Source organism: Roseateles sp. GW821-FHT09G09, assembly GCF_059415965.1.
The window spans coordinates 486036-508457 of record NZ_JBWKOG010000005.1 but is presented as its reverse complement, the minus strand read 5'-3'; the positions used below and the strand labels follow the sequence as shown (position 1 = coordinate 508457).

At 69.3% G+C, this 22422-nt stretch carries 23 protein-coding genes and 1 riboswitch; of the genes, 10 read left to right on the top strand and 13 right to left on the bottom strand.

All coding sequences use genetic code 11. The features are described from left to right. Positions 1 to 72: 72 nt before the first annotated feature. Genes metF through ahcY form a run of 3 tightly spaced genes read right to left on the bottom strand, consistent with a single transcriptional unit; the run spans position 73 to position 3096 of the window. The gene (metF, locus tag AC07O8_RS16340) at positions 73 to 912 is read right to left on the bottom strand and encodes a methylenetetrahydrofolate reductase [NAD(P)H] (protein ID WP_495049029.1); all 840 of its coding nucleotides are present in this window, start codon (positions 910 to 912) and stop codon (positions 73 to 75) included. Then, complete coding sequence (locus tag AC07O8_RS16335; RefSeq protein ID WP_495049028.1) at positions 909 to 1640, bottom strand: TlyA family RNA methyltransferase; 732 nt, start codon at positions 1638 to 1640, stop codon at positions 909 to 911. The genes metF and AC07O8_RS16335 overlap by 4 nt, the downstream gene beginning before the upstream one ends. A gap of 22 nt (positions 1641 to 1662) precedes the next feature. Beyond that, positions 1663 to 3096: an adenosylhomocysteinase gene (gene ahcY, locus AC07O8_RS16330; RefSeq protein ID WP_495049027.1), complete on the bottom strand. Its 1434-nt coding sequence runs from the start codon at positions 3094 to 3096 to the stop codon at positions 1663 to 1665. Between the two features lie 114 nt (positions 3097 to 3210). Beyond that, a riboswitch (S-adenosyl-L-homocysteine riboswitch) is annotated at positions 3211 to 3309 on the bottom strand. Positions 3310 to 3339: 30 nt separating this feature from the next. Between ahcY and AC07O8_RS16325 the strand changes: the two genes are divergently transcribed. Next, on the top strand, positions 3340 to 4131 hold the full coding sequence (locus AC07O8_RS16325) for an HAD-IIB family hydrolase (RefSeq protein ID WP_495049026.1): 792 nt from the start codon (positions 3340 to 3342) through the stop codon (positions 4129 to 4131). On the opposite strand, the gene AC07O8_RS16320 is transcribed toward AC07O8_RS16325, so the two are convergent. From AC07O8_RS16320 to AC07O8_RS16305, 4 genes are all read right to left on the bottom strand, one after another. Next, a complete protein-coding gene (locus AC07O8_RS16320; RefSeq protein ID WP_495049025.1) occupies positions 4059 to 4541 on the bottom strand; it encodes a hypothetical protein in 483 nt (160 codons plus the stop codon). The genes AC07O8_RS16325 and AC07O8_RS16320 overlap by 73 nt on opposite strands. Before the next feature lie 197 nt (positions 4542 to 4738). Next, positions 4739 to 4948, bottom strand: coding sequence for an oxidoreductase-like domain-containing protein (locus AC07O8_RS16315; RefSeq protein WP_495049024.1), 210 nt, complete (start codon positions 4946 to 4948; stop codon positions 4739 to 4741). A gap of 96 nt (positions 4949 to 5044) precedes the next feature. Then, positions 5045 to 5302 carry a translation initiation factor IF-1 gene (gene infA, locus AC07O8_RS16310; protein ID WP_067278543.1) on the bottom strand — a complete coding sequence of 86 codons (258 nt, stop codon included), beginning with the start codon at positions 5300 to 5302 and terminating at the stop codon, positions 5045 to 5047. An 85-nt stretch (positions 5303 to 5387) separates the two neighbouring features. Then, entirely contained in the window at positions 5388 to 5558 is a 171-nt protein-coding gene (locus AC07O8_RS16305; protein WP_297531930.1) for a hypothetical protein, read from the bottom strand. 572 nt (positions 5559 to 6130) lie between these two features. Here AC07O8_RS16305 and AC07O8_RS16300 point away from each other — a divergent pair. After that, positions 6131 to 6970, top strand: a complete 840-nt coding sequence (locus AC07O8_RS16300; RefSeq protein ID WP_495049023.1) for an oxidoreductase — start codon at positions 6131 to 6133, stop codon at positions 6968 to 6970. A 145-nt stretch (positions 6971 to 7115) separates the two neighbouring features. Then, the gene (locus AC07O8_RS16295; RefSeq protein ID WP_495049022.1) at positions 7116 to 7793 is read left to right on the top strand and encodes a hypothetical protein; all 678 of its coding nucleotides are present in this window, start codon (positions 7116 to 7118) and stop codon (positions 7791 to 7793) included. Positions 7794 to 7808: 15 nt separating this feature from the next. On the opposite strand, the gene AC07O8_RS16290 is transcribed toward AC07O8_RS16295, so the two are convergent. Together AC07O8_RS16290 and AC07O8_RS16285 are read right to left on the bottom strand one after the other, a co-directional pair. Next, the gene (locus AC07O8_RS16290) at positions 7809 to 8771 is read right to left on the bottom strand and encodes an AraC family transcriptional regulator (RefSeq protein WP_495049021.1); all 963 of its coding nucleotides are present in this window, start codon (positions 8769 to 8771) and stop codon (positions 7809 to 7811) included. Between the two features lie 10 nt (positions 8772 to 8781). Then, positions 8782 to 9723, bottom strand: a complete 942-nt coding sequence (locus AC07O8_RS16285) for an AraC family transcriptional regulator (protein ID WP_495049020.1) — start codon at positions 9721 to 9723, stop codon at positions 8782 to 8784. Positions 9724 to 9913: 190 nt separating this feature from the next. On the opposite strand from AC07O8_RS16285, the gene AC07O8_RS16280 reads away from it, so the two are divergent. Continuing rightward, a complete protein-coding gene (locus AC07O8_RS16280) occupies positions 9914 to 10942 on the top strand; it encodes an aldo/keto reductase (RefSeq protein WP_495049019.1) in 1029 nt (342 codons plus the stop codon). A 10-nt stretch (positions 10943 to 10952) separates the two neighbouring features. On the opposite strand, the gene AC07O8_RS16275 is transcribed toward AC07O8_RS16280, so the two are convergent. From AC07O8_RS16275 to metK, 4 genes are all read right to left on the bottom strand, one after another. After that, the gene (locus AC07O8_RS16275) at positions 10953 to 12050 is read right to left on the bottom strand and encodes a DNA glycosylase AlkZ-like family protein (protein ID WP_495049018.1); all 1098 of its coding nucleotides are present in this window, start codon (positions 12048 to 12050) and stop codon (positions 10953 to 10955) included. Between the two features lie 304 nt (positions 12051 to 12354). Further along, on the bottom strand, positions 12355 to 13377 hold the full coding sequence (locus tag AC07O8_RS16270; protein ID WP_495049017.1) for a GGDEF domain-containing response regulator: 1023 nt from the start codon (positions 13375 to 13377) through the stop codon (positions 12355 to 12357). Between the two features lie 85 nt (positions 13378 to 13462). After that, entirely contained in the window at positions 13463 to 14533 is a 1071-nt protein-coding gene (locus AC07O8_RS16265; protein ID WP_495049016.1) for a GGDEF domain-containing response regulator, read from the bottom strand. A gap of 119 nt (positions 14534 to 14652) precedes the next feature. Next, positions 14653 to 15831, bottom strand: coding sequence for a methionine adenosyltransferase (gene metK, locus AC07O8_RS16260; RefSeq protein ID WP_495049015.1), 1179 nt, complete (start codon positions 15829 to 15831; stop codon positions 14653 to 14655). Positions 15832 to 16009: 178 nt separating this feature from the next. Here metK and AC07O8_RS16255 point away from each other — a divergent pair, with 178 nt between their 5' ends. The 6 genes from AC07O8_RS16255 to AC07O8_RS16230 all read left to right on the top strand — a co-directional run bounded on the left by AC07O8_RS16255 (position 16010) and on the right by AC07O8_RS16230 (position 22413). Next, the gene (locus AC07O8_RS16255; RefSeq protein WP_495049014.1) at positions 16010 to 16897 is read left to right on the top strand and encodes an LpxL/LpxP family acyltransferase; all 888 of its coding nucleotides are present in this window, start codon (positions 16010 to 16012) and stop codon (positions 16895 to 16897) included. Positions 16898 to 16909: 12 nt separating this feature from the next. Continuing rightward, positions 16910 to 17785, top strand: a complete 876-nt coding sequence (gene dapF, locus AC07O8_RS16250; RefSeq protein ID WP_495049013.1) for a diaminopimelate epimerase — start codon at positions 16910 to 16912, stop codon at positions 17783 to 17785. Beyond that, entirely contained in the window at positions 17782 to 18504 is a 723-nt protein-coding gene (locus AC07O8_RS16245) for a DUF484 family protein (RefSeq protein WP_495049012.1), read from the top strand. The genes dapF and AC07O8_RS16245 overlap by 4 nt, the downstream gene beginning before the upstream one ends. Beyond that, positions 18482 to 19411 (top strand): tyrosine recombinase XerC, encoded by a 930-nt coding sequence (locus AC07O8_RS16240; RefSeq protein ID WP_495049011.1) that lies wholly within the window; start codon positions 18482 to 18484, stop codon positions 19409 to 19411. Before AC07O8_RS16245 ends, AC07O8_RS16240 begins: the two co-directional genes overlap by 23 nt. Positions 19412 to 19424: 13 nt before the next feature. Further along, entirely contained in the window at positions 19425 to 21122 is a 1698-nt protein-coding gene (locus AC07O8_RS16235; RefSeq protein ID WP_495049010.1) for a hypothetical protein, read from the top strand. A gap of 103 nt (positions 21123 to 21225) precedes the next feature. Then, positions 21226 to 22413 (top strand): AAA family ATPase, encoded by a 1188-nt coding sequence (locus tag AC07O8_RS16230; RefSeq protein WP_495049009.1) that lies wholly within the window; start codon positions 21226 to 21228, stop codon positions 22411 to 22413. Positions 22414 to 22422: the final 9 nt, after the last annotated feature.

Sequence of the window (22422 nt, the reverse complement as noted above, 5' to 3'; positions counted from 1 at the left end):
CCTTGACCGTTCACAAGGAACGGCGGCGAACCGGAGCGGTTCCCTGCAACGGCGCGTAGCGCTTGCGCCTTATCAAGCTTTCGCAGCGAGACCGAGGCGTTCACACAACGCCAGCGTGAGCGCGCTCTGGTTGAGCGAATAGAAATGCAGCGCCGGCACGCCGCCGGCGATCAGCCGTTCGCACAGCCGCGTGACGACGTCCAGGCCGAAGGCGCGCACCGAGGCGGCGTCGTCCATGTAGCCTTCCATCTTCAGCGCGACCCAGCGCGGGATCTCGATGCCGTCGCGCTGCGCGAACTGCGCGATCCGCGCGAAGTTGTTGATCGGCATGATGCCCGGCACGATCGGCACGTCCACGCCGATCGCCCGCGTCGCATCGACGAAGTGGAAGTAGGCGTCGGGGTTGTAGAAGAACTGCGTGATCGCGCCGCTGGCGCCGGCGCGCACCTTGTCGGCGAAGAACTGCAGGTCGCGGGCCGCGTAGCGCTGCTGCGGGTGGTACTCGGGATAGGCGGCGACCTCGATGTCCCAGTCCGCGCCTTGCGTCTCGCGGATGAAGCGCACCAGCTCGGCCGCGTAGCGGAACTCGCCCGCCGTCGCCGTGCCGCTGGGCAGGTCGCCGCGCAGCGCGACGACGCGCCGGATGTTCTGGGCCCGGTAGGTGGCCAGGATCTCGGCGATGTTCTCGCGCGTCGAGCCCACGCAGGACAGGTGCGGCGCCGCGTCGAAGCCTTGCGACGCGATGTCGGCGACGGTCGACAGCGTCTTCTCGCGCGTCGATCCGCCCGCGCCGTAGGTGACGCTGAAGTACTGCGGATCGACCGCGCGCAGCTCCTGCACGACGGTCTTCAGCTTCTCGGTGCCGACGGGCGTGTTGGGCGGGAAGAATTCGATGCTGACGGGCGTCGTCATGGTTTCTGGACCCAAATGAAGAATTCGGTGTTGCCGTCGCCGCCGGTGACGGGACTTTCGAACCAGCCTTTGACGACGAGGTCGCGCTTCTCGGCGGCCGCCACGGCCTGCTCCTTGAGCACGGCGTATTGCGCCTTGTCCTTGACGATGCCGTTCTTGTTCAAGGCCTTCGGCCCCAGCTCGTACTGCGGCTTGATCAGCAGCAACGCCTGGCCCTGCGGCTTGAGCCAGCCGACCATGTGCTTGAGCGTGCCGATCATCGAGATGAAGCTCAGGTCGCCCACGACCAGATCGAAGGGCGCGTCGGGGACATAGTCCTTCACGTGCATGCCTTCATGGGCGGTCACGCGCGGGTCCGCCTTCAAGGTCTCATGCAGCTGGCTGTGGCCCACATCGATGCCGGTCACGTGCGCCGCGCCCGCCTTGAGCAGCACGTCGGTGAAACCGCCCGCGCTCTGGCCCATGTCCAGCGCCGTGAGGCCCGCCACCGACACGCCGACCTTGGCCAGCGCGCCTTCGAGCTTGAGCCCGCCGCGCGAGACGTAACGCAGCTCGGCGTCGTCGGTCACGCGCAGCGGGGTGGTGTCGGGCAGGTCCTCGCCGCACTTGCGCACGACGGTCCAGCCCTTGGGGCCTTCCCACTCGACCGCACGCGCGTCGATCAGCCGCTGGGCGGCCGAGCGCGTGGGCGCCAGGCCAAGGGAGAGAAGCAGCTGGTCAGCACGCATGGTCGGATCTCGGGTCGGTCAATCAATAGCGGTAGGTATCGGGCTTGTACGGGCCCGACTTCGACACGCCGATGTAGGCGGCCTGCTCGTCCGTCAGCTCGCTGAGCCGCGCGTTCAGCGTCTTCAGCTGCAGGCGGGCGACGTGCTCGTCCAGGTGCTTGGGCAGCACGTAGACCTGGCCCACGGCGTAGGCGTCCTTGTGCGCGAACAGTTCGATCTGGGCGATCGTCTGGTTGGCGAAGCTGGACGACATCACGTAGCTCGGGTGGCCGGTGCCGCAGCCCAGGTTCACCAGACGGCCCTTGGCCAGCAGGATGATCCGTTTGCCGTCGGGGAAGATCACGTGGTCCACCTGCGGCTTGATCTCCTCCCACTCGTACTTCTCGATCGAGGCGATGTCGATCTCGTTGTCGAAGTGGCCGATGTTGCAGACGATGGCGTTGTGCTTCATCGCGGCCATGTGCTCATGGCGGATCACGCCCTTGTTGCCGGTCGTGGTGACGAAGATGTCGGCCTTGTCGGCGGCGTATTCCATCGTCACGACGCGGAAGCCTTCCATCGCGGCCTGCAGCGCGCAGATCGGGTCGATCTCGGTCACCCAGACCTGGGCCGACAACGCGCGCATCGCCTGGGCCGAGCCCTTGCCCACGTCGCCGTAGCCGGCGATCACGGCGATCTTGCCGGCGATCATCACGTCGGTGGCGCGCTTGATGCCGTCCACCAGCGACTCGCGGCAGCCGTACAGGTTGTCGAACTTGCTCTTGGTGACCGAGTCGTTGACGTTGATCGCGCGGAACAGCAGCGTGCCCTTGGCCGACATCTCCTTCAGGCGGTGCACGCCCGTGGTCGTCTCTTCCGTGACGCCGATGATCTCGGCGCTCTTGCGGGTGTACCAGGTGCCGTCCTCGGCGACCTTCTTCCTGATCGCGGCGAAGAGGATGCGCTCTTCCTCGCTGCCCGGGTTGGCCAGCACGGACAGGTCCTTCTCGGCCTTCTGGCCCAGGTGCATCAGCAGCGTCGCGTCGCCGCCGTCGTCCAGGATCATGTTCGGGCCTTCGCCCGGCGTGCCCTTGGCGCCGAAGTCGAAGATGCGGTGCGTGTAGTCCCAGTAGTCTTCCAGCGTCTCGCCCTTGTAGGCGAAGACGGGGGTGCCCGCGGCGACCAGCGCGGCGGCGGCGTGGTCCTGCGTCGAGAAGATGTTGCACGAGGCCCAGCGCACTTCGGCGCCCAGCGCCTGCAGCGTCTCGACCAGCACGGCCGTCTGGATCGTCATGTGCAGCGAGCCGGTGATGCGCGCGCCCTTGAGCGGCTGCGCGGCGGCGTATTCCTCGCGGATGGCCATCAGCGCGGGCATCTCGCTCTCGGCGATCTTGATCTCCTTGCGGCCCCAGTCGGCCAGCGACAGGTCTTTGATCAGGTACTGGTCTTGGGCCAGCGGCTTCAATTGGGCGTTCATGCGGACTCCTGCGAGGAAGGGCCGTCGACGCCAGCGGTCAGGGCATGGGGAGAAGTGCGGAGGGCAATTGCAGGGGCATTTGCCGCTCGGTCCTCACCCGGCCTGCGAAGGGTCGACGGGTGAGCGCGGTTGCCATTGCCGCGGGCGTGTCGCCGCGCGGCGGTTCCGAGCCTGGCCTCGATGGGATGGGAGGTCGCAACGCTCCTCGGAACAGGGCGCGATTGTAGTCAACAATCGCCTCCCATGCGAACGATTCCCCCGCTCAGCGACTGTCCCCGCGCGACCTGGCTGCCCCTGCGCGGCGTGTTGACGGACATCGACGACACCCTGACGGCGGACGGCGCCGTCGCGCCGGCGGCGCTGGAGGCGCTGCGCCGGCTGCACGCGGCCGGGGTGCCGGTCATCGCGATCACGGGGCGGCCCGCCGGCTGGAGCGAAGCCTTCGCGATGACCTGGCCCGTCCGGGGGATCGTCGCGGAAAACGGCGGGGTGCTCCTCCACCGGGAGGCGGAGGCGCTCTCCACGGAATTCGCCCAGGACGACGCCACGCGTCTGGCGAACTTCGCGCGACTGCAGGCCTGCGCGCGGGACATCGTGGCGACCGTTCCGGGGGCCGTGCCCGCGCGCGACAGTGCCGGCCGCCTGACCGACATCGCCATCGATCACAGCGAATTCACGACGCTCGACGATGATGCGATCGCCGCCGTCTGCGACCGCATGCGCACGCACGGGCTGGTGGCGACGGTGAGTTCGATCCACGTCAACGGCTGGATCGGGGACCACAGCAAGTGGACCGCGGCGCAGTGGGCGGTGAAACGGTTGACGGGCCTGGACTTCGATCCGGCCGAGTGGGTGTATGTCGGCGATTCGACGAACGATCAACTGATGTTCGAACGCATGCCGCTGTCGGTGGGCGTGGCCAACATCGCGCGGTTCCTGCCGATGCTGGATCACCCGCCTACCTACGTCACCGCGACCGAGCGCGGCGACGGCTTCGCGGAAGTGGCCCGGGCACTGCTGCTGGCGCGCGGGTAGGCCGGCTCGTCGACGACGGGGCGGTGGGGGCGCGGCTGGCGTCCTTCGACCGGATCCCAGGCATGGCGGCCGACCAGCGCCGAGATCCCCGGCCAGTCATGCCCGCGCGGCAACACGCGGGCCAGCGCCGCATGGCTGACCCGGCCACCGACGGCGACCAGGCGCTCCGCGACCTCGATCCGCCGGCGGCGCAGGCGTGGCAGCAGCCAGCGGTTGGTCGGACGCTCGCGCAACACGCTGGGATGCGGCATGCAGCGGTGTTCCGCCATCAGCAGGTGGCGCAGCAGGATTTCGAGCCCGAACGGGTCGAGGCTGCGCCAATCCGTGCTCAATCGCGCCAGCGCGAAGCGCAGATTGGCCTGCGCGTCGGAATGCGCGACATGGAAGCGGGTCGGGCCGGTCATGAACATCGAGACCTCCGGAGGGCGGGAGCACCGCGCCGCTGCGGCAAGCGCGGCGCCTGTCCTTGATGTCGGCCTGGGGCTCGGACTTCTGAATCCGGGGATGTCCCCCAAAACGTCACGAAACGAAATCCCCCCGGACGGCGGCCGGTTCCCCAAAAGGAAAGGGCCGCGTCAGCGGCCCTTCGGGTGGATTCGGAGCGTCGTCAGATGGCGTCCGGATGACGCGACTTCCAGGCACGCAGGGCCTGTCGGTACGCGTCCATCGCCAGATCGTGCAGATCGAAGATGCACGGATCGCAGCCGTTGCCGCAGCACGCATCGATGTCCGGCTGCGGCGGCGGCACGGGCATCGGATCGCCGCCCGCCTCGAGCGAGGTCGGGACGGCGGCGGTGTCGGACGGGACGTCGGTCATGCGTCGGTCATGCGCCGGTCATGTGTCGACCAAGCGGCGTCGATCAGGTCTGGCGATGCTCCCGCGGTGGGCCGGAGCCTCCCGCGGTCAGGCGCGTCAGCGACGGACCGGCGGCGGGCCCGAGTGGTTCGAGCGCTGCAGGTGACGGAAGGTGATCCGGCCCTTGGTCAGGTCGTACGGCGACATTTCCAGCGAGACGGCATCGCCGGCCAGGATGCGGATGTGATGCTTGCGCATCTTGCCGCCCGTGTAGGCGATGACCTGATGGCCGTTTTCCAGCGTCACGCGGAAGCGCGAGTCCGGCAGGATTTCGTTGACGACACCCTGCATTTCAATCAGTTCTTCCTTGGCCATACGGCTTGCTCCATGCTTGAAGATGAAAAGGGCGCCAGCCGCGGTCTGCCGCAGGCCCTCGCCTCGGAAATCAGCGGCGCGCGGCTCAGTTGCTGCGCGCCCAGGCGGTGCCTTCGGTCTCCGCATAGCGCAATGCGGCGCGGCGGGTCTCGAAGGTCGGCACGAATCGCATGACACGATCAATGCTGGCCATGCCGCGTCCCGACTGGATCGAGACAGCCGCGGCGAATCCGCCGTCGGCATGGGGTTTGGTCATCGGTGAGACAAGGAATCGCCCCACCTCAATGCGTTTGTTATGCATCATTATTTTGAGGTGTGCGCCTTGACAGGCAATCGCAATAAGCAACCGTCTTGGCGCGGTGTGTGAAGGTGTGTCACTTCGATCCGATGATACGAACAGAAGGGGCACGGAAAGTGGCTCCAGAGGTCGGTCGGCCGAAGGGCGAACAGACAAGCTGAAACCAGAAACGCTCAAGCGCACGAACCGGGGGGTGATGCTGGTGCGAGCCGCTCGCAGAAGGGTCCTTGGGAGGGACCGGAGGGGCTGCAGAAGAAGACCTGAAGAGGGTGGTCTTGTGCGAGTCAAGCGGCGATTGTAGCCCAAGCGACGGATTCGCGCATCGGGTTGCGATCACACGGGTGCGGGGAGGCCGACGAGCGGGGCTCGAAGACCGCTTCGGCGGATCGTGCAAGCGCTGTACCGGAACCGGCACGTGCGATCGCCGCCCCGTTCCTAGGATTCATCCGTCCCCCGTACCGGCCCCGGCATCCCGCCGCCGGCCGGCCCTGAATCCCCTGAACCCCTGAACCCCTGAAGGACGGAACTCCATGAGCAAGATCTGGTTCATCACCGGCGCAAACCGCGGCTTTGGTCTCGAGATTGCCAAGGCGGCGCTGGCCGCCGGCGACCGTGTCGTCGCCACCGGGCGCAACGTCGACGCGCTGAAGGCGGCGTATGCCGACCACGGCGAGAACGTGTTGTGCCTCCCGCTGGACGTCAGCCACGAGGCCGAGGCCGCCGACGCGGTCGAACAGGCGGTGGCACGCTTCGGGCGCATCGACGTGCTGGTCAACAACGCCGGTTACGGGCAGCTCGGCCTGTTCGAGGAGATCAGCGCCGCCGACATCGAGCGTCAGTTCGCCACGAACGTCTTCGGCCTGATGCACGTCACCCGCGCGGTGCTGCCGGTGATGCGCCGGCAGCGCGACGGGCACGTCATGAACATCGCCTCGGTCGGCGGCTTCCGTGGCTTCGACGGCGCGACGGTGTACTGCGCGACGAAGTTTGCGGTCGACGGCTTCACCGCGTCGCTGGCGCCCGAGCTCGCCGGCTTCAACATCCGCGTGACGGTCGTCGAGCCGGGCTTCTTCCGCACCGACTTCCTGGATGCCAGCTCGGTCCGTTACGGCACGGCGTCGATCGCGGACTACGCGACGCTGCCCACGCCGCCGTTGTCCACCTACGAGGCCTACAACCACCAGCAGCCCGGCGATCCGGCGAAGCTGGGCCGCGCCTTCGTCGAACTGGCCGCGATGCCGACGCCGCCGCTGCACTTCGTGGCCGGATCGGATGCGCTGGGCATGGCGCGGGAGACTTTCGGGCTGCGGACGGCGGAGATCGAGGCGCACGCCGCTTTGTCCGCATCGCTGGACCGCGACGACCTCTGATCCGCGACGGCGTTGGGTCGAGGTCTGATCGAGGGCGGCTCGACCTCTGAGCGGACCTCCGGCGGCGGTCACCGGGCGCGGATACCATCCCGCCCCGGGACATGTCCGCCGGGGAGGGCGCGATGGATCGAGGCAGCGCGCCCGCATGACGGCGTCGCATTGGGAGCGTCCCGCGGACCGGCGGCGATGGATCGGGTTGAGTGCGGCGCTGCTGGTGCAGGTCGCGTTCCTGTCGATGCTGTGGATGGACCTCGGCTGGCGGGGACGGTCGACCTCCGAGGGACCGCGGTTGACCGAGGTGCGCCTGCTGCCGCTCCCGATGAGCCGCGAGAAGCCGCCCGCGGCCCGGCCTGAGCTTGAGCGACGTCGGTTCGACCGTCCATGGATGCCGGCGCCTGTCGTCGTGGCGCCGCCCGAGGTGACGATCACCGCCGCGCCGGCGTCGATGGCTGTCCAGACAGTCGCGGCGCCCGCCTCACCCGCCTCGGGCGCTTCAGCGCCGCTCGGCAACGGCCGCACGACGCTCAACCTCGCGCTGCCGAAGTCCGGTCCCGCGTCCGATCCGCGCGTGCGCATGGCCGAGCAGATCCGCAACGACGAACGCTCGCACAGCGCGCCGCGCACCATCGAGTCCGCGATCGCCGACGCCGCCGGGACGCTTCCCATCGTGTCGGCGGTCTCGACGAGTGGCTCCGGCTCCAAGGTGATCCGTCAGGGGAGCAAGTGCACGCGGGTCTATGAGAACCGCGTCGCCGCGCTCAACCCGACGGACGACCGCCTCAAGGACGCGCCGGCGATGATGGGGAACTGCTTCGGAAAATGAGGGTCGCGCCGACGCTCAGGCCGTGAACCGCGCCGCCGGCGTGTCGCGCCGCTTCGCCGCATCCCGCGACGGCGGCGCGCCGTAGAGGCGGCTGTACTCGCGGCTGAACTGCGACGGGCTTTCGTACCCGACCGCATGTCCGGCGCGCGCGACTTCGAGGCCTTCGGCGATCAGCAGCCGCCGCGCTTCCTGCAGCCGCAGCTGCTTCTGGTACTGCAACGGGCTCATCGCCGTCAGCGCCCGGAAATGGTGGTGCAGCGACGACGCGCTCATGTGCGCCTCCTTCGCCAGCGACTCGATGCGCAGCGGCTGCGCGTAGTGCGCCTTCAGCCAGCGGATCGCGCGGTGCACGCGTTGCGTCTGGCTGTCGGCGCGCGCGACCTGCGCCAGGCGCTCGCCCTGCTCGCTGCGCAGCACGCGGTAGACGAGCTCGCGCATCGCCATCGGCGCCAGCGCCGCATGGTCCTCCGGATGGTCGAGCAACTGCATCAGACGCGCGGAGGCGTCGAGCATCTCGGACGTCACCGCGCTGACGAACAGACCGCGACCGAGGTCGTCGCCGTCGGCGGTACCGGTGCCGGTGCCGTTGCCATTCGCCGGTTCGGCGGGTGCCCGCGGCGGACCGCTGCGCGCGACCAGCTCCGCGACCTCCTCCGGATCGAAATCCAGTCGCAGGCAGAGGTAGGGGCGTTCCGGCGTCGCCTCGGTCACGCGGCCGCTGACCGGCAGGTCGGTCGTGAACACCATGAAGCGGGCGGCGTCGTAGACGTAGCGCTCCTCGCCGAGCAGGACCTCCTTCGCGCCCTGCGAGATCAGGCACAGCGAGGCCGGTTGCACCGCATGCGCGAGTTCGCCGCCGGGCGCATCGAGCCGGATGATCCAGAGCCGCGGCAGGGCCGTCGGCCAGACGCCTTCGCGCGGCGCATGGCGCGCCAGCAGCGCGCTCAGCGCCTCGGTGTCGGGCATGAGGGCGTTCATGGGAAGCCGCTCATCCCGCGCGCAGCAACTGCTCGATGTCGGCGCGCGGCGGCGTGCCGAAGAGGCGGCGGTACTCGCGGCTGAACTGCGAGGCGCTCTCGTAGCCGACCTGGTGCGCCGCGGCCGCCGCATCCAGGCCTTCGCCGAGCATCAGGCGGCGCGCATGCTGCAGCCGCAGCTGCTTCTGGTACTGCATCGGCGACATGCTCGTCAGCTGCTTGAAGCGCTGATGCAGCGTCGAGGCGCTCATGTGCGCGACCTCGGCCAGCTCGTCGATGCTGATGGCTTCGCTGAAGCGGCGGTTCAGTTCGTCGATCGCGCGCGACAGGCGGCGTGTCGCGCTGTCCTGCTGCGCCAGCGCGCGCAGCCGCGGACCGAGCGGCCCCGTCAGCACGCGATAGAAGATCTCCCGCTGCAGCAGCGGTCCCATGACGCGCTGGTCCGACGGGCTGTCCAGCAGCTGCATCAGGCGCAGCGCGGCGCTGAGCAGCGGCTCCGACACCGGCGCGACGTTCAGCCCCGACTGCGCCGACGGCGATGCGTCGGTGCTCGCCGGGCCGACCTCGAGCATCAGCTCCGCCAGCGTCGCGGTCGAGCAGTCGATGCGCACGCACAGGTAGGGCTTGTCCGGCGTCGCCTCGATGACGCCGCCCTTGGGCAGCATCGGCATCGACACCAGCAGGAAGTGCAGCGGGTCGTAGTACAGCGTCTCGTTGCCGAGCTCCACCTTCTTGCGCCCCTGCAGCACGATGGCCAGGCCGGGCTCGTAGAACGCCGGCGCGGTCTTGGGCATGCTGCAGCTGGCCTTGATCAGGTGCAGGCAGGGGATGGCGGTCGGGCGGGAGCCTTCGCCGTCGATGTGCCGGAGCGTCAGATCCACCATCTGCGCGCGCAGGGCCTGCAGCGCGTCGGGGAAGCCGTCGGCGAGGGGAATCGGAGTGGGGGCGACCATGCATCGGATTGTGCAAGTCCGTCGCGCGCGCCGCCAGCGCCCGCGAGCGCGGCGGACGGGGTTCCGGAGGATCGGGCAAGGATGGGCGAGCATTGCGCTGGTTCCGGAGGGGGGCGGATTTCTAAGCTCTGCCTCATCGCGGCGGCCGTCCGGGTCGTCGCGCTCCCACCGCTTTTGAAGGAGTGCCGCCATGACCCCCATGTCCAGGGAACCGCTCAACAACCTGCCCCAGCTGCCGCGTCGCCGGCTCGGCGCGCATGGACCGGAGGTCTCCGCGCTCGGCCTCGGCTGCATGGGGATGTCCGATTTCTACGGCCCCGCCGACGAGGCCACGTCGATGGCCGTCCTGCACCGCGCGCTGGACCTGGGGATGAACTTCCTCGACACGTCCGACATCTACGGCAACGGCGCCAACGAGCGGCTGCTGTCCGGGCTGCTCGCCAACCGCCGCCGCGAAGTGGTGCTCGCCACCAAGTTCGGCATCGTCCGCAACGCCGACGGGCTCTCGGCCGGCGTCAACGGTCGGCCGCTGAACGTCCACGCGTCCTGCGACGGCAGCCTGCGCCGCCTCGGCGTCAACCACATCGACCTGTACTACCTGCACCGCGTGGACAAGTCGGTGCCGATCGAGGAGACGGTCGGCGCCATGGCCGCGCTGGTGCGCGCCGGCAAGGTGCGTCACATCGGCCTGTCCGAGGCGTCCGCCGAGACCATCCGCCGCGCCCACAAGGTGCATCCGATCGCGGCGGTGCAGTCCGAGTACTCGCTGTGGACCCGCGACGTCGAGGCCGAGGTGCTGCCCACCTGCCGCGAGCTCGGCATCGCCCTGGTGCCGTACAGCCCGCTGGGGCGCGGCTTCCTGACCGGCGCGATCCGCAGCGCCGACCAGTTGGCGGCGAACGACTGGCGGCGCGTCAATCCGCGTTTCCAGGACGGCCACCTGGCGCAGAACCTCGCGCTGGCCGATGCGATCGTCGCGCTGGCCCGCGACCACGGCCTGACGCCGGCGCAACTGGCGCTCGCCTGGTTGCTGGACCGCGGTCCGGACGTCGTGCCCATCCCCGGTACGCGCTCGATCGCGCGGCTGGAGGAGAACGCGATGGCCGCACGCCTGCGGCTCAACGACGTGCTGCGCGAGGACCTGCGGGACCTGCTCGACGAGTTCCCGGTCGCCGGGGACCGTTACCCCGAGGTGTCGATGGCGCTCGTGAACGCGTGACGTCCTTGATTCATTCCTCGAGTCCGAGGAACACGGCCATCCCGTAGTACGCCTCGTCCAGCGCGGCGCGGAAGGCCGCGTCGCGCGGACGCCTGTCGATGAAGCCGAGGTCCGGGACCAGCGTCCCGGCCTCGACCTTCAGGTTGGCCCAGCCGATCATCCGGTCGCCCCAGAGCATCGGCAGCGCGTAGTGGCCCATCGTCCGCTTCGCCGGCGGCGTGTAGGCCTCGAAGCGGTAGGCCCAACCCCACAGCCGCTCGAAGCGGCGGCGGTCCCACACCAGCGGATCGAAAGGCGCGAGGAAGCGCAGCCGTTCCGCCTCGACCTTGTGACCCCGCGACGCGGGGTTCTCGTCGGCCGGCCAGTACCAGGTCTCGCCGTCGACCTTCGCATGGCCCCAGCGGGTCTTCGCTGCCTTCAGCACGTTGCGCGCCTCGACGCGCAGGTGCGGGGCGCCATAGCCCAGCAGCGAGGTCAGGTAGCCGAGGCTGGCCGACGGCAACGGTGCATACAGCGCCACGATCAGGTCGAGCAGCGCGGCCGCCCGGGCGTGGCGGGCCTCAGGGCTGTCGTCTTGCAGCAGGTGCTCGATCGCCTCGTAGACCCGCGTGCCGGAATCGCGCCGCGCCACGCGCAGCAGGCCGCGATAGTGCATGCCGTCGAGCAGGTGCGTGCTCGCGTTGAGCTCGCCGCCCCAGTAGCCCTCGACGCGTCCATGGCTGAAGGCCTGCTGCACGTGCTGCGGATGGGTGCGGCCGCGGGCGCGGATGAACGCGAGCACCTCGGCCGCGCGGGCATTCATGGCGTCGTCCCACGCGCTCTTCGCCACGCGGGGGTGCAGCAAGGCCAGTGTCTCGCGCGGCAGGAAGCCGTAGTTGACGAGGGCGTCCTCCTCCACTGCCAGCTTCGCGTAGCGGGCTTCGAGCTGGCCGGCGCGGTAGTCCTTCACCCGGTGCATCAGGATGAGGTCCTGCGCCCGCGCCGGCGCGCGGATCGGATCGGCCTGCACGAAGCCCAGGCGCTGGATCGCGCGCAGCAGCGTGGTCGGCTTGAAGAAGGTGCGGGCGATGGCGTGACGCCGCAGCGCGTCATGGTCGATCACGGGCATTCGGAAGCAGTGGTCGTCGAAAGCCGTGACGGTACCCCGGCGCGGCGCCGGATGTGGCAGCAGAGCGTGCTTCTCTGACTGCGGAGGCTGCTGGCCCTCACCCCCACCCTCTCCCGCAAGCGGGAGAGGGAGTAAGAGGAGCCAGCGCTACGAGGAGACTCGATCGGACTTCCTCTTCCGCAAGCGGGAGAGGGACCAAGAGGAACCAGCGCTACGAGGAGACTCGGTCGGACTCCCTCTCCCGCTTGCGGGAGAGGGCAGGGGTGAGGGCCAGCGGCGGCGGCAGTACGGGAGCCTCTGCGGCTCACAGCGGTGCGAAGCCGCTCGGCGCCTGCTCGACGGTGTCCATCTGCATCTCGAAGCTGAAGAAGCGGTTGCGCCCGCGCGACTTCGCCGTGTAGAGCGCGTCGTCGGCGCGCCGCAGCAGGCCTTCGACGGAGGTCTCCGCATCCGGCACGCAGGTGGTGATGCCGCCGGACAGCGTGACGTGGGATTCGACCGAGTCCGGATGGCGCATGTTGCAGTTGCGCAGCGTGCGCATCACCGCCCGCGCGAAGGTCATCGCGCCGGAGCGCGGCGTGCCCGGCAGGATCAGCGCGAACTCCTCGCCGCCGTAGCGGGCCGCGCAGTCGCGCGGGCGCCGGCAGGTCTCCTGCAGCAGCAGCGCGACGCGCTGCAGGCAGGCGTCGCCGGCCAGATGACCGAAGTTGTCGTTGTAGCGCTTGAAGTGGTCGATGTCGCACAGCACCAGGGTCAGCGGCGTCTGGTCGCGGCGCGCGCAGGCGATCTCCTGGGCGAGCCGGGCGTCGAAGGCGCGGCGGTTCAGCAGGCGCGTCAGCGCGTCCTCGCCGGAGAGCTTTTCCAGCCGCTCGTTGCTGTGCCGCAGGTCGTCGGAGACCTCCTGCAGCCGCGTCTGCATCCGCCGCAGGCGTTGCATCGCGCGCAGCTTGGCCTGCAGCACGGTGTTGGACACGGGCTTGACCAGGTAATCGTCGCCGCCGGACTCGATGCCCTGCCAGAGGTCCTGGTCGCGGTCGCGGCTGGAGAGGAAGATGATCGGCGTCCAGCCGCCGTTCTCGTGCGCCCGCATCTGGCTGGCGACCCAGTAGCCGTCGTGGTCGGGCATCTCGACGTCGAGCAGCACCAGGTCGGGATGGTCGCCGTCGAAGCGGGCCAGGGCGCTGTCGCCGCCGTCCGCCTCCAGCGTGTGGTGTCCGATCGCCTGCAGCTGGCTGCACAGGAAACCGCGCGTGCTGGCCTGGTCATCCACGACCAGGATGCGCAGCGGAGGGAGCGAGGCAGGCGGCAGCGAGGCGGAAGCGTCCATGGCCGGGCATCGTCGACGGCGGCAACCAGATGTGCCGGAGCCGATTATGCGGGGCCGGTCCCGCCGAGGGCAGTTCGGGTATGCCTCAAGTCGGGGACGAGGGCGGCACGCCGGGTGCCGGGGGCGCGGCCGCGGCCGCGGCCGGCGCGGTCGGCGCAGCCTGACGGCGCTGTTCCGCCGTGTCCATCTGCATCTCGTAGCTGAAGAAGCGGTTCCGGCCGGTGGACTTGGCGTTGTAGAGCGCGTCGTCGGCCCGGATGATCAGGCCTTCGGCGCTGGTGCTCTCGTCGGGCAGGCAGGTCGTGATCCCGCCGGAGAGCGTGATCGTGGCACCGGTCGGCGAATCCGGATGCGGGATCGCGGCCAGTTCCACGGTGCGCATCAGCGCGCGGGCGTAGGTCATGGCGCCGGAGCGCGGCGTGTTGGGCAGCACGAGCGCGAATTCCTCGCCGCCGTAGCGGCCGGCGCAGTCGCTCGGGCGGCGGCAGGTTTCCTTCAGCAACTGGCCGATGCGGCGCAGGCAGGCGTCGCCGGCGACGTGGCCGGCCGCGTCGTTGTAGCGCTTGAAGTGGTCGACGTCGCACAGCATCAGCGTCAGCGGCTTGCCGTCGCGGCGCGCCAGGTCCAGCTCCTGCTGCAGCCGCGCGTCCAGCGCGCGCCGGTTCATCAGGCCGGTCATGGCGTCGACGCTGGAGAGCTCCTCCAGCTGCGCGTTGGCGGCGCGCAGTTCCTCGGACATCTGCACCAGCCGCGCGCGCATCTGCGCCAGGCGCTGCATCGCGCGCAACTTGGCGTGCAGGATCATCGCGGAGGCCGGCTTCACGAGGTAGTCGTCGCCGCCGGACTCGATGCCCTTCCACACGTCCTCGTCCTGGTTGAACTGGGACAGGAAGATGATCGGCGTCCAGCCGCCGGGCTCGGCGGCGCGCATCTCGCGGCAGGTCCAGTAGCCGTCGTGGCCGGGCATCTCCACGTCCAGCAGCACCAGGTCGGGCCGGTAGCGGCGGAACAGCTCCAGCGCCCACTCGGCGCTGTCGGCTTCCAGCACGCGGTGGCCGGCGCGATCCAGTTCCGCGGTCAGCGCCACGCGCGTCGCGCTTTGATCGTCGACGATCAGGATGGTCAGCGGGGACGGCGAGGTCGGCATGGCGTGCATGCGGTCATTCTGCCGCGATGCCCGCCTTCCTCAAACGACCAGGGCCGCGCGAGGCGGCCCTGAGTCGGGGGATCAAGTTTGCGCGCGTGCGGCAAATGACCGGTTTGGAGAGAGGGGGATCACAGCCCGGCCGCTGCGCGCAGCGCCTTCGCCTTGTCCGTCCGTTCCCAGCTGAACTCCGGCTCCTCACGGCCGAAGTGGCCGTAGGCCGCCGTCTTGCCGTAGATCGGGCGCAGCAGGTCCAGCATCTGGATGATGCCCTTGGGGCGCAGGTCGAAGTGCTCGTTGACCAGCGCGGCGATCTGCTCGTCAGGGAGGACGCCGGTGCCTTCGGTGTAAACCGTGACGTTCATCGGACGCGCGACGCCGATCGCGTACGCGACCTGGATCTGGCACTGCTTGGCCAGTCCGGCGGCGACGATGTTCTTCGCCACGTAGCGGGCCGCGTAGGCGGCCGAGCGGTCCACCTTGGTCGGATCCTTGCCCGAGAACGCGCCGCCGCCGTGCGGGCAGGCGCCGCCGTAGGTGTCGACGATGATCTTGCGGCCCGTCAGGCCGCAGTCGCCCTGCGGGCCGCCGATGACGAAGCGGCCGGTCGGGTTGACCAGGTACTTCGTGTCCTGCAGCCACTCCTTGGGCAGCACCGGCTTGATGATCTCCTCGATGACGGCCTCGTAGAACTCGGGCTTCATCTTGTCGCCCAGCGACATCTCCGGCGCATGCTGGGTCGACAGCACGACGGTGTCGATGCTGTGCGGCTTGCCGTCGACGTAGCGCATGGTGACCTGGCTCTTCGCGTCCGGGCGCAGGAAGGGCATGCGGCCGTCCTTGCGCAGCTGGGCCTGGCGCTCGACCAGGCGGTGCGCGTAGTAGATCGGCGCGGGCATCAGTTCCGGCGTCTCGTCGCAGGCGTAGCCGAACATCAGGCCCTGGTCGCCGGCGCCGGTGTTCAGGTGATCGTCGGAGGCCTGGTCGACGCCCTGGGCGATGTCATTGCTCTGCTTGTCGTAGGCGACGAGCACGGCGCACCCCTTGTAGTCGATGCCGTACTCGGTGTTGTCGTAGCCGATGCGCTTGATCGTGTCGCGGGCGACCTGGATGTAGTCGACGTGGGCGTTGGTCGTGATCTCGCCGGCCAGCACCACCAGGCCGGTGTTGCAGAGGGTCTCGGCCGCGACGCGGGAGCGCGGGTCCTGCGCCAGGACGGCGTCGAGGATGGCGTCGGAGATCTGGTCCGCCACCTTGTCGGGGTGGCCTTCAGATACGGATTCCGAGGTGAAGAGGAAATCGCTCGCCAATTTAAACTCCTGTGATTCAGTCTTCGGGCACGGCCTTCTGGCGTTGCCGAGACGGGAGTCAGGCGGCGAACGCTTTAGCGGGATTTATGAGTCGCCCCGCAAGTTGTCCAGATTAACTCGGCGACTGGGGCGGCATTATAGGAAAGACCAAGGCCCGAGCGGGCCCACGGACGGGCGGATGGGAAAACTGGGTACATATGCGCTGATCAGCCTGCTGTGGCTGCTGCACTGGCTGCCGCTGCGCTGGCTGGCCGCCCTCGGATGGGGCCTGGGCGCCCTGCTGCACCGCGTGGCCGGATCGCGGCGGCGCGTCGCGCTGCGCAACGTGGAACTCTGCTTCCCGGACAAGCCCGTGGCCGAACGCCAGGCGCTGGTGCGCGAGCACTTCGGCTGGCTGGGGCGCAGCCTGCTCGAACGCGGCCTGCTCTGGTTCGCGTCGGACCGGCGGCTGCTGAAGCTGATGCGCATCGAGGGCAACATCAAGCTCTCCGAACAGGTCGACCGCCCGGTGATGTGGCTGATGCCGCACTTCGTGGGCCTGGACTGGATCGGGCCGGCGCTGATGCTCAACCAGGCAAGACCCGGCGCCAGCATCTACCAGCGGCAGAGCAACGCGCTCTTCGACGAGGCGCTGCGCAAGGCGCGCTCGCGCTTCGGCACGACCAAGCTGGTCGACCGCCACGAGGGCGTGCGCAGCGTGCTGCGGGCGATCCGCGACGGCTACTCCTTCCTGAACCTGCCCGACATGGACTTCGGCCCGAAGGACTCGGCCTTCATCCCGTTCTTCGGCGTGCCGGCCAACACCCTGCTGGCGCCGGCCAAGATCGCGCAGACGATGAAGATGGTGGTGCAGCCGGTGGTCGTCACGATGCTGCCCAAGGGCGAAGGCATCGTCATCCACGCGCACGAACCGCTGGACGGCTATCCCAGCGGCGACATGGAAGCCGACGCGAACCACTTCCACCGCTGGCTCGAGGACCGGATCCGCGAGCACCCGGCCCAGTATTTCTGGGTCCACAAGCGATTCAAGACCAGACCGCCCGGCGAGCCGTCGCTGTATTCCTGATAATCCGCTCCCATGAAACTGCGCTTCACCAAGATGCAGGGGGCCGGCAACGACTTCGTCGTGCTGGACGCCACGCGCCACCCGATGCCGCTGACCAGCGATCAGCTGCGGCGCGTCGGCGACCGCCGTTTCGGCGTGGGCTGCGACCAGATCCTGGTGATCGAGGCATCGAAGACGCCTGACGTCGACTTCGGCTATCGCATCTTCAACTCGGACGGCTCCGAGGTCGAACAGTGCGGCAACGGCGCGCGCTGCTTCGTGCGCTACGTCGTCGACAAGGGCCTGACCGACAAGCGGACCATCCGCGTGCAGACCCTCAACGCGCTGCTGGAGCTGCGCCTGCAGGACGACGGCCGCGTCACGGTCGACATGGGCGCGCCGGTCTTCGACCTGCCGCGGATCCCGTTCGACCCGAAGGAATCCGCGCCGCGCCACGAGAACGGGTTCGAGCGCTGGCCGCTGGACCTGGGCGACGGCATGACGGCGGATGTCGCCGTGCTGTCCATGGGCAATCCGCACGCGGTGCAGCGGGTCGACGATGTCGACCGGGCGCCGGTGAGCATCGTCGGGCCGCTGGTCGAGCACCATGCGTCGTTCCCGCGCCGTGTCAACGCCGGCTTCCTGCAGGTCGTCAACCGCGGCGAGGTGAAGCTGCGCGTGTTCGAACGCGGCGCCGGCGAGACGCTGGCCTGTGGCACCGGCGCGTGCGCGGCGGTGGTGGCGGGCATCCGGCTGGGCTGGCTGGACGCTGCGGTCGAGGTACACACCCGCGGCGGCGACCTGCGCATCGAATGGGCCGGCATGACGCCGGGCGGTCCGGGGCTGTCCGCCCCGGTCTACATGACGGGGCCGGCACAGACGGTCTTTGAAGGAGAAATCGAACTGTGAGCGGCATCGAAGGCATTACCGAACAAGACATCGCCGACTACTTGGCGAATGACCCGGCGTTCTTCGAACGTCACGCCGAACTGCTGGCCAACGTCCGGATCTCGCATCCGCACGGGCAGCGCGCGGTCTCGCTGCAGGAGCGCCAGGCGGAGTTGCTGCGTGACAAGATCCGCGGCCTCGAGAACAAGATCATCGAGATGATCCGCAACGGGCAGGAGAACGTCGCGATCGCCGACCGGCTGCACCGCTGGACGCTGGCGCTGATGCTGACGCGCGACGACCGCCAGCTGCCGGAAGTGCTGCTGCGCGAGCTGCGCCACCAGTTCCTGATCCCGCAGGCGGGCCTGCGGCTGTGGAACGTGGACGCCGGCCATGCGCTGGCGCCGTTCGCGGCCGAGGTCAGCCCGGACGTGAAGGCCTTCGTGGGCAGCCTGAACCAGCCGTACTGCGGCATCAATTCGGGCTTCGAGGCGGCGCGCTGGCTCGAGGACGACGTGGCCTCGCTGGCGCTGGTGCCGCTGACCACGGGCGCGCCGGCGCAGCCCTTCGGGCTGCTGGTGCTGGGCTCGCCGGATCCGACGCGCTACACGGCCGAGATGGGCACCGAGTTCCTGGCCCGCGTCGGCGAGATCGCCAGCGCGGCGCTCTCGCGCCTGCTGGACGCCGACCCGCACGCCGTTCCTCCGGTCGCTCCCCATGTCGTCGCCCAGCCTGACTGACGAGCAGCAGCGCTACCTGGAACACCTGCGCGTGCAGCGCCGCCTGGCGGAGCGCACGCTGACGCTCTACACGGACGCGCTGCAGCGGCTGACCGGGCTCGCCGCAGCGGAGGACCTGAACCTGCTGCGCCTGTCGGCGCATCAGGCGCGGCGTTTCCTGGCGAAGCTGCACGGAGAGAAGCTCAAGCCGCGCACGCTGGCGCTCATCCTGTCCGCGTGGCGCGGCTGGTACCGCTGGCTGGGCCAGAACGGCCTCGTCGAGGCGAACCCGATCGCCGACCTGCATGCGCCCAAGCAAGGCCGGCCGCTGCCGAAGGCGCTGGGCGTCGACGACGCGGTGCGGCTCGCCGAGCATCAGCAGGACGCGGCCGATCCGGTCGCCGAGGCGCTGGAGCGCTGCATCGTCGAGCTGCTCTACGGCAGCGGGCTGCGGGTCTCCGAACTCGCGGGCCTGGACCAGCGCCATCAGGCCTCGTCGGCCGGCTGGATCGTGCTCGAGGGCGCCGAGGCGCAGGTGCTCGGCAAGGGCTCGAAGCGCCGCGCCGTGCCGCTGGGCGGCCCCTCGATGACGGCGCTGCAAGCCTGGATCGCGGTACGCGGCCAATGGGCCGCGGCGGACGAGCCGGCGCTGCTGGTCGGACCGCGCGGCGGCCGGCTCAGCGCCGACCAGATCCGCAAGCGCCTCAAGCAGCGTGCGCTCGCGGCGGGCATGCCCACGCACGTCCATCCGCACATGCTGCGCCACTCCTTCGCGTCGCACCTGCTGCAGAGCAGCGGCGACCTGCGCGCGGTCCAGGAACTGCTGGGCCACGCCAACATCAGCACCACGCAGATCTACACCCGGCTGGACTTCCAGCACCTGGCCAAGGTCTACGACGCGGCGCACCCCCGCGCCCGCAAGAAATAACCGATCGACAACGATGCTCCGCTCCGTCCTGAACGCTTCGAACGCTCCGTTCCCGTCCCGTCCGCTGCTGTTGTGCTCGGCGCTGTTTGCGGCTCACGCGCAGGCTCAGGCTCAGACGCAAAGCCCGCCGACGAAGTTCTCGACGCCCGTCGAGGTGGAAGAAGCGAACAAGTACGGCGGCGTCACGACGACCGACATGAGCAAGGGCGAGGTCCGCGTGACCATCCATGTGAAGGAGCCGCCGCGGGTCGTCACGGCCACCGACAGCCGGCCTGCCGCATTCGAGCTGAACTGGTCGCCGGTCAAGATGCCCACGGGGCAGAAGACGGCCTTCCTGGGCGCGCACTACATGGTCGCGATCAACGAGGACTGGGGACTCGGCCCGGCTGCGTACGGCGCCGCTAAGGGCGAATTCGGCGGCCTGTTCACGGTCGGCTTCAACGTGCAGCGGCGCTTCCGCATCGCGCAGGACGTGCACCTCGCGGCGAGCCTCTACGCGGGTGCGGGCGGCGGCGTGAGCTCGGACAAGGTGCGGCCGGGCGGCGGGCTGATGCTGAGGCCGGAGCTGTCGCTGCGCGGCGAGTTCGGCAACTGGTACGCCGGCGTCGGCGTGTCGCACATCACCTTCCCGAACGGCAACGGAAACATCAAGGACACCGGTGTCGCGTTCACGCTCGGTCGGATGGACAAGTTCCTGAGCTTCAATCCCAGCGATTCGGGATCGCCGGGACGCGCGGGCGACCGCACCGGCATGGGCTTCGACGAGATCGCGCTGAGCGCGGGTGTCGAGAAGCCGCGCAGCGGCAGCCGCACGCGCGGCGGCGTGCCGCTGACGGGCCGCAAGGGCAAGGCCGGCGGCGACCTGCGGCAGTACTTCGGCGACGGGTCGTCGTGGTGGGGCCTGGAAGCGTCGGGCGCCGCGTCCGGCGGACACGACGGCTACATGGAGATCCTCGCCAACGCCGGCCAGGACTGGGGCATCGGCAGCGAGCGGCTGCGCATCGGCGGCCAGTTCTCCTTCGGCCTGGGCGGCGGCGGCGACATGGACACGGGCAACGGCTGGCTGGTGCGGGTCGGTCCGACGCTGCGCTGGATCACCCCGTGGGGCCCGACCTTGCGGCTGGACGCCGGCTACATGAAGGCGCCGTGGGGGAACTACGACTCCTTCCAGGTGCGCGGTTCGCTGGCGCTGCCGCTGGAGAAGGTGTCGCGCATCCTGGACTCGCCGCCGCTGGAGTCCGGCACGGTGCGCGCGCAGGCGCTGTACCTGAGCATGCCCTACTTCAAGGAATTCAAGTTCAAGGACGGCTCCAAGGACAACGTGACCGGTCTGGGCATCGGCATGACGCGTGACTTCGGCGGCCCGTGGTACGGCGTGGCGCAGGCGGGCAGCGCGGCGCTGGGCAAGGCGGGCGCGTTCTCGTACGGCATGTTCGGTCTCGGCGCGCATTCGCCGAAGTGGAACGGCGTGCGCGTCGGCGCGGAAGCGCTGGTCGGCGCGGCGGGCGGCGGCGGCGTCGCGGTGGGCGGCGGCGCGGTGTCGCAGGGCGAGCTGTGGGCGCAGTGGGAAGGCACCGGCCGCGACCGCCTGCGCGTGAAGGTTGGCGTGGGCCAGTGGAAGGCGCTCGGCGGCGAGAAGCAGAGCACCCCGATGGTCAGCCTGAACGTCGGCTGGGCGTTCGGGACGCTGGGGCCGGCGGCGAAGCGCTGACCGCCCGTCGAGCAGTCGGCGGCCGCCTGACTCGAACGAATCATTGAGTTTTATCGGTCCAACCGATAAATTATCGGTTTTCCGATAATTGACCGATAAAACGATGATCTCCTTCCCGCGGACCGATCTGGCCGAACAGTTGGTGCCCGCGCTGATGGGGAAGTCGCTGTTCGGGGATGCGCACAACGGCCTGTTCTTATCGGCGCCCCGTCGCACCGGCAAGTCCACGTTCCTGCAGAGCGATCTGAAGCCGGCGCTGGAGGCGGCCGGCGTGGTGGTGGTCTACACGGACCTCTGGACCGACACGGGGCGCGATCCTGCGGTCGTGATCGCAGAGGCCATCGGGCGCGCCCTCCAGCCGCAGCTGGGACTGGTCGCCCGCACCGCGAAGAAGGCCGGTCTGGACAAGCTCAGCATGGCGGGGTGGCTGCAGATCGACACCAGCAAGATCGGAACGCTGGAGGGGCTCACCCTCGTCGACGCCTTGCGTGCGTTGCATGAGACCGCGGGCAAGCCGGTCGCATTGATCATCGACGAGGCCCAGCACGCGCTCACCAGCGAGCGGGGCGAGGCGGCGATGACCTCCTTGAAATCCGCACGCGATCAGTTGAACAGCCGTGACGCGGTGAATCTGATGCTGGTGATGTCCGGCTCGGACCGCGACAAGCTCATGCGCCTGGTCAACGCCAATGCCGCGCCGTTCTTCGGATCTCACGTGCAGGCGATGCCGCCGCTGGGCGCCGACTTCATCGCTCACGTGGCGTCCCTGATCGAGGCGCAGCGTCCGTCGCTGGCCCCCGTCGATCAGGATGCGCTTCAGCGGGCCTTCGAGGCGATCGGCCATCGGCCGCAGCTGTTCATGGCGGCGCTCGGAGAGGTGTTGAGTCCGTTGTCGGGCATCCGGGGTCGTTTTGAGGAAGCGCTCCTGAACGCGTCCGGCGAGCATCAGCGCAAGGACGAATCGCAGATGGAGGCGGACTTCCTCGGGCTCAAGCCGATCGAGCAGGTCGTGCTGTGGCGGATGCTGGAGCAGGCCGGCAGGTTCCGTGCGTTCGACTCCGAAGCCCTGCGCTTCTACAGCGAGTTGCTGGCGCAGCCGATCAGTGTGCCCATGGTGCAGAGAGCCCTTGATTCGCTTCGGCAACATTCGCCCGTGCTGGTGTGGAAGTCGGCGCGCGGCGAGTACGCGGTGCAGGATTCGGCCATGCACAGCTGGTTCGATCAGCGCCGCAAGGCCGGGGAGTGGCCGCCCGTACCGCCTCAAGTGCGATGGGGCGGCGACGACGACTGACCCTGCGCC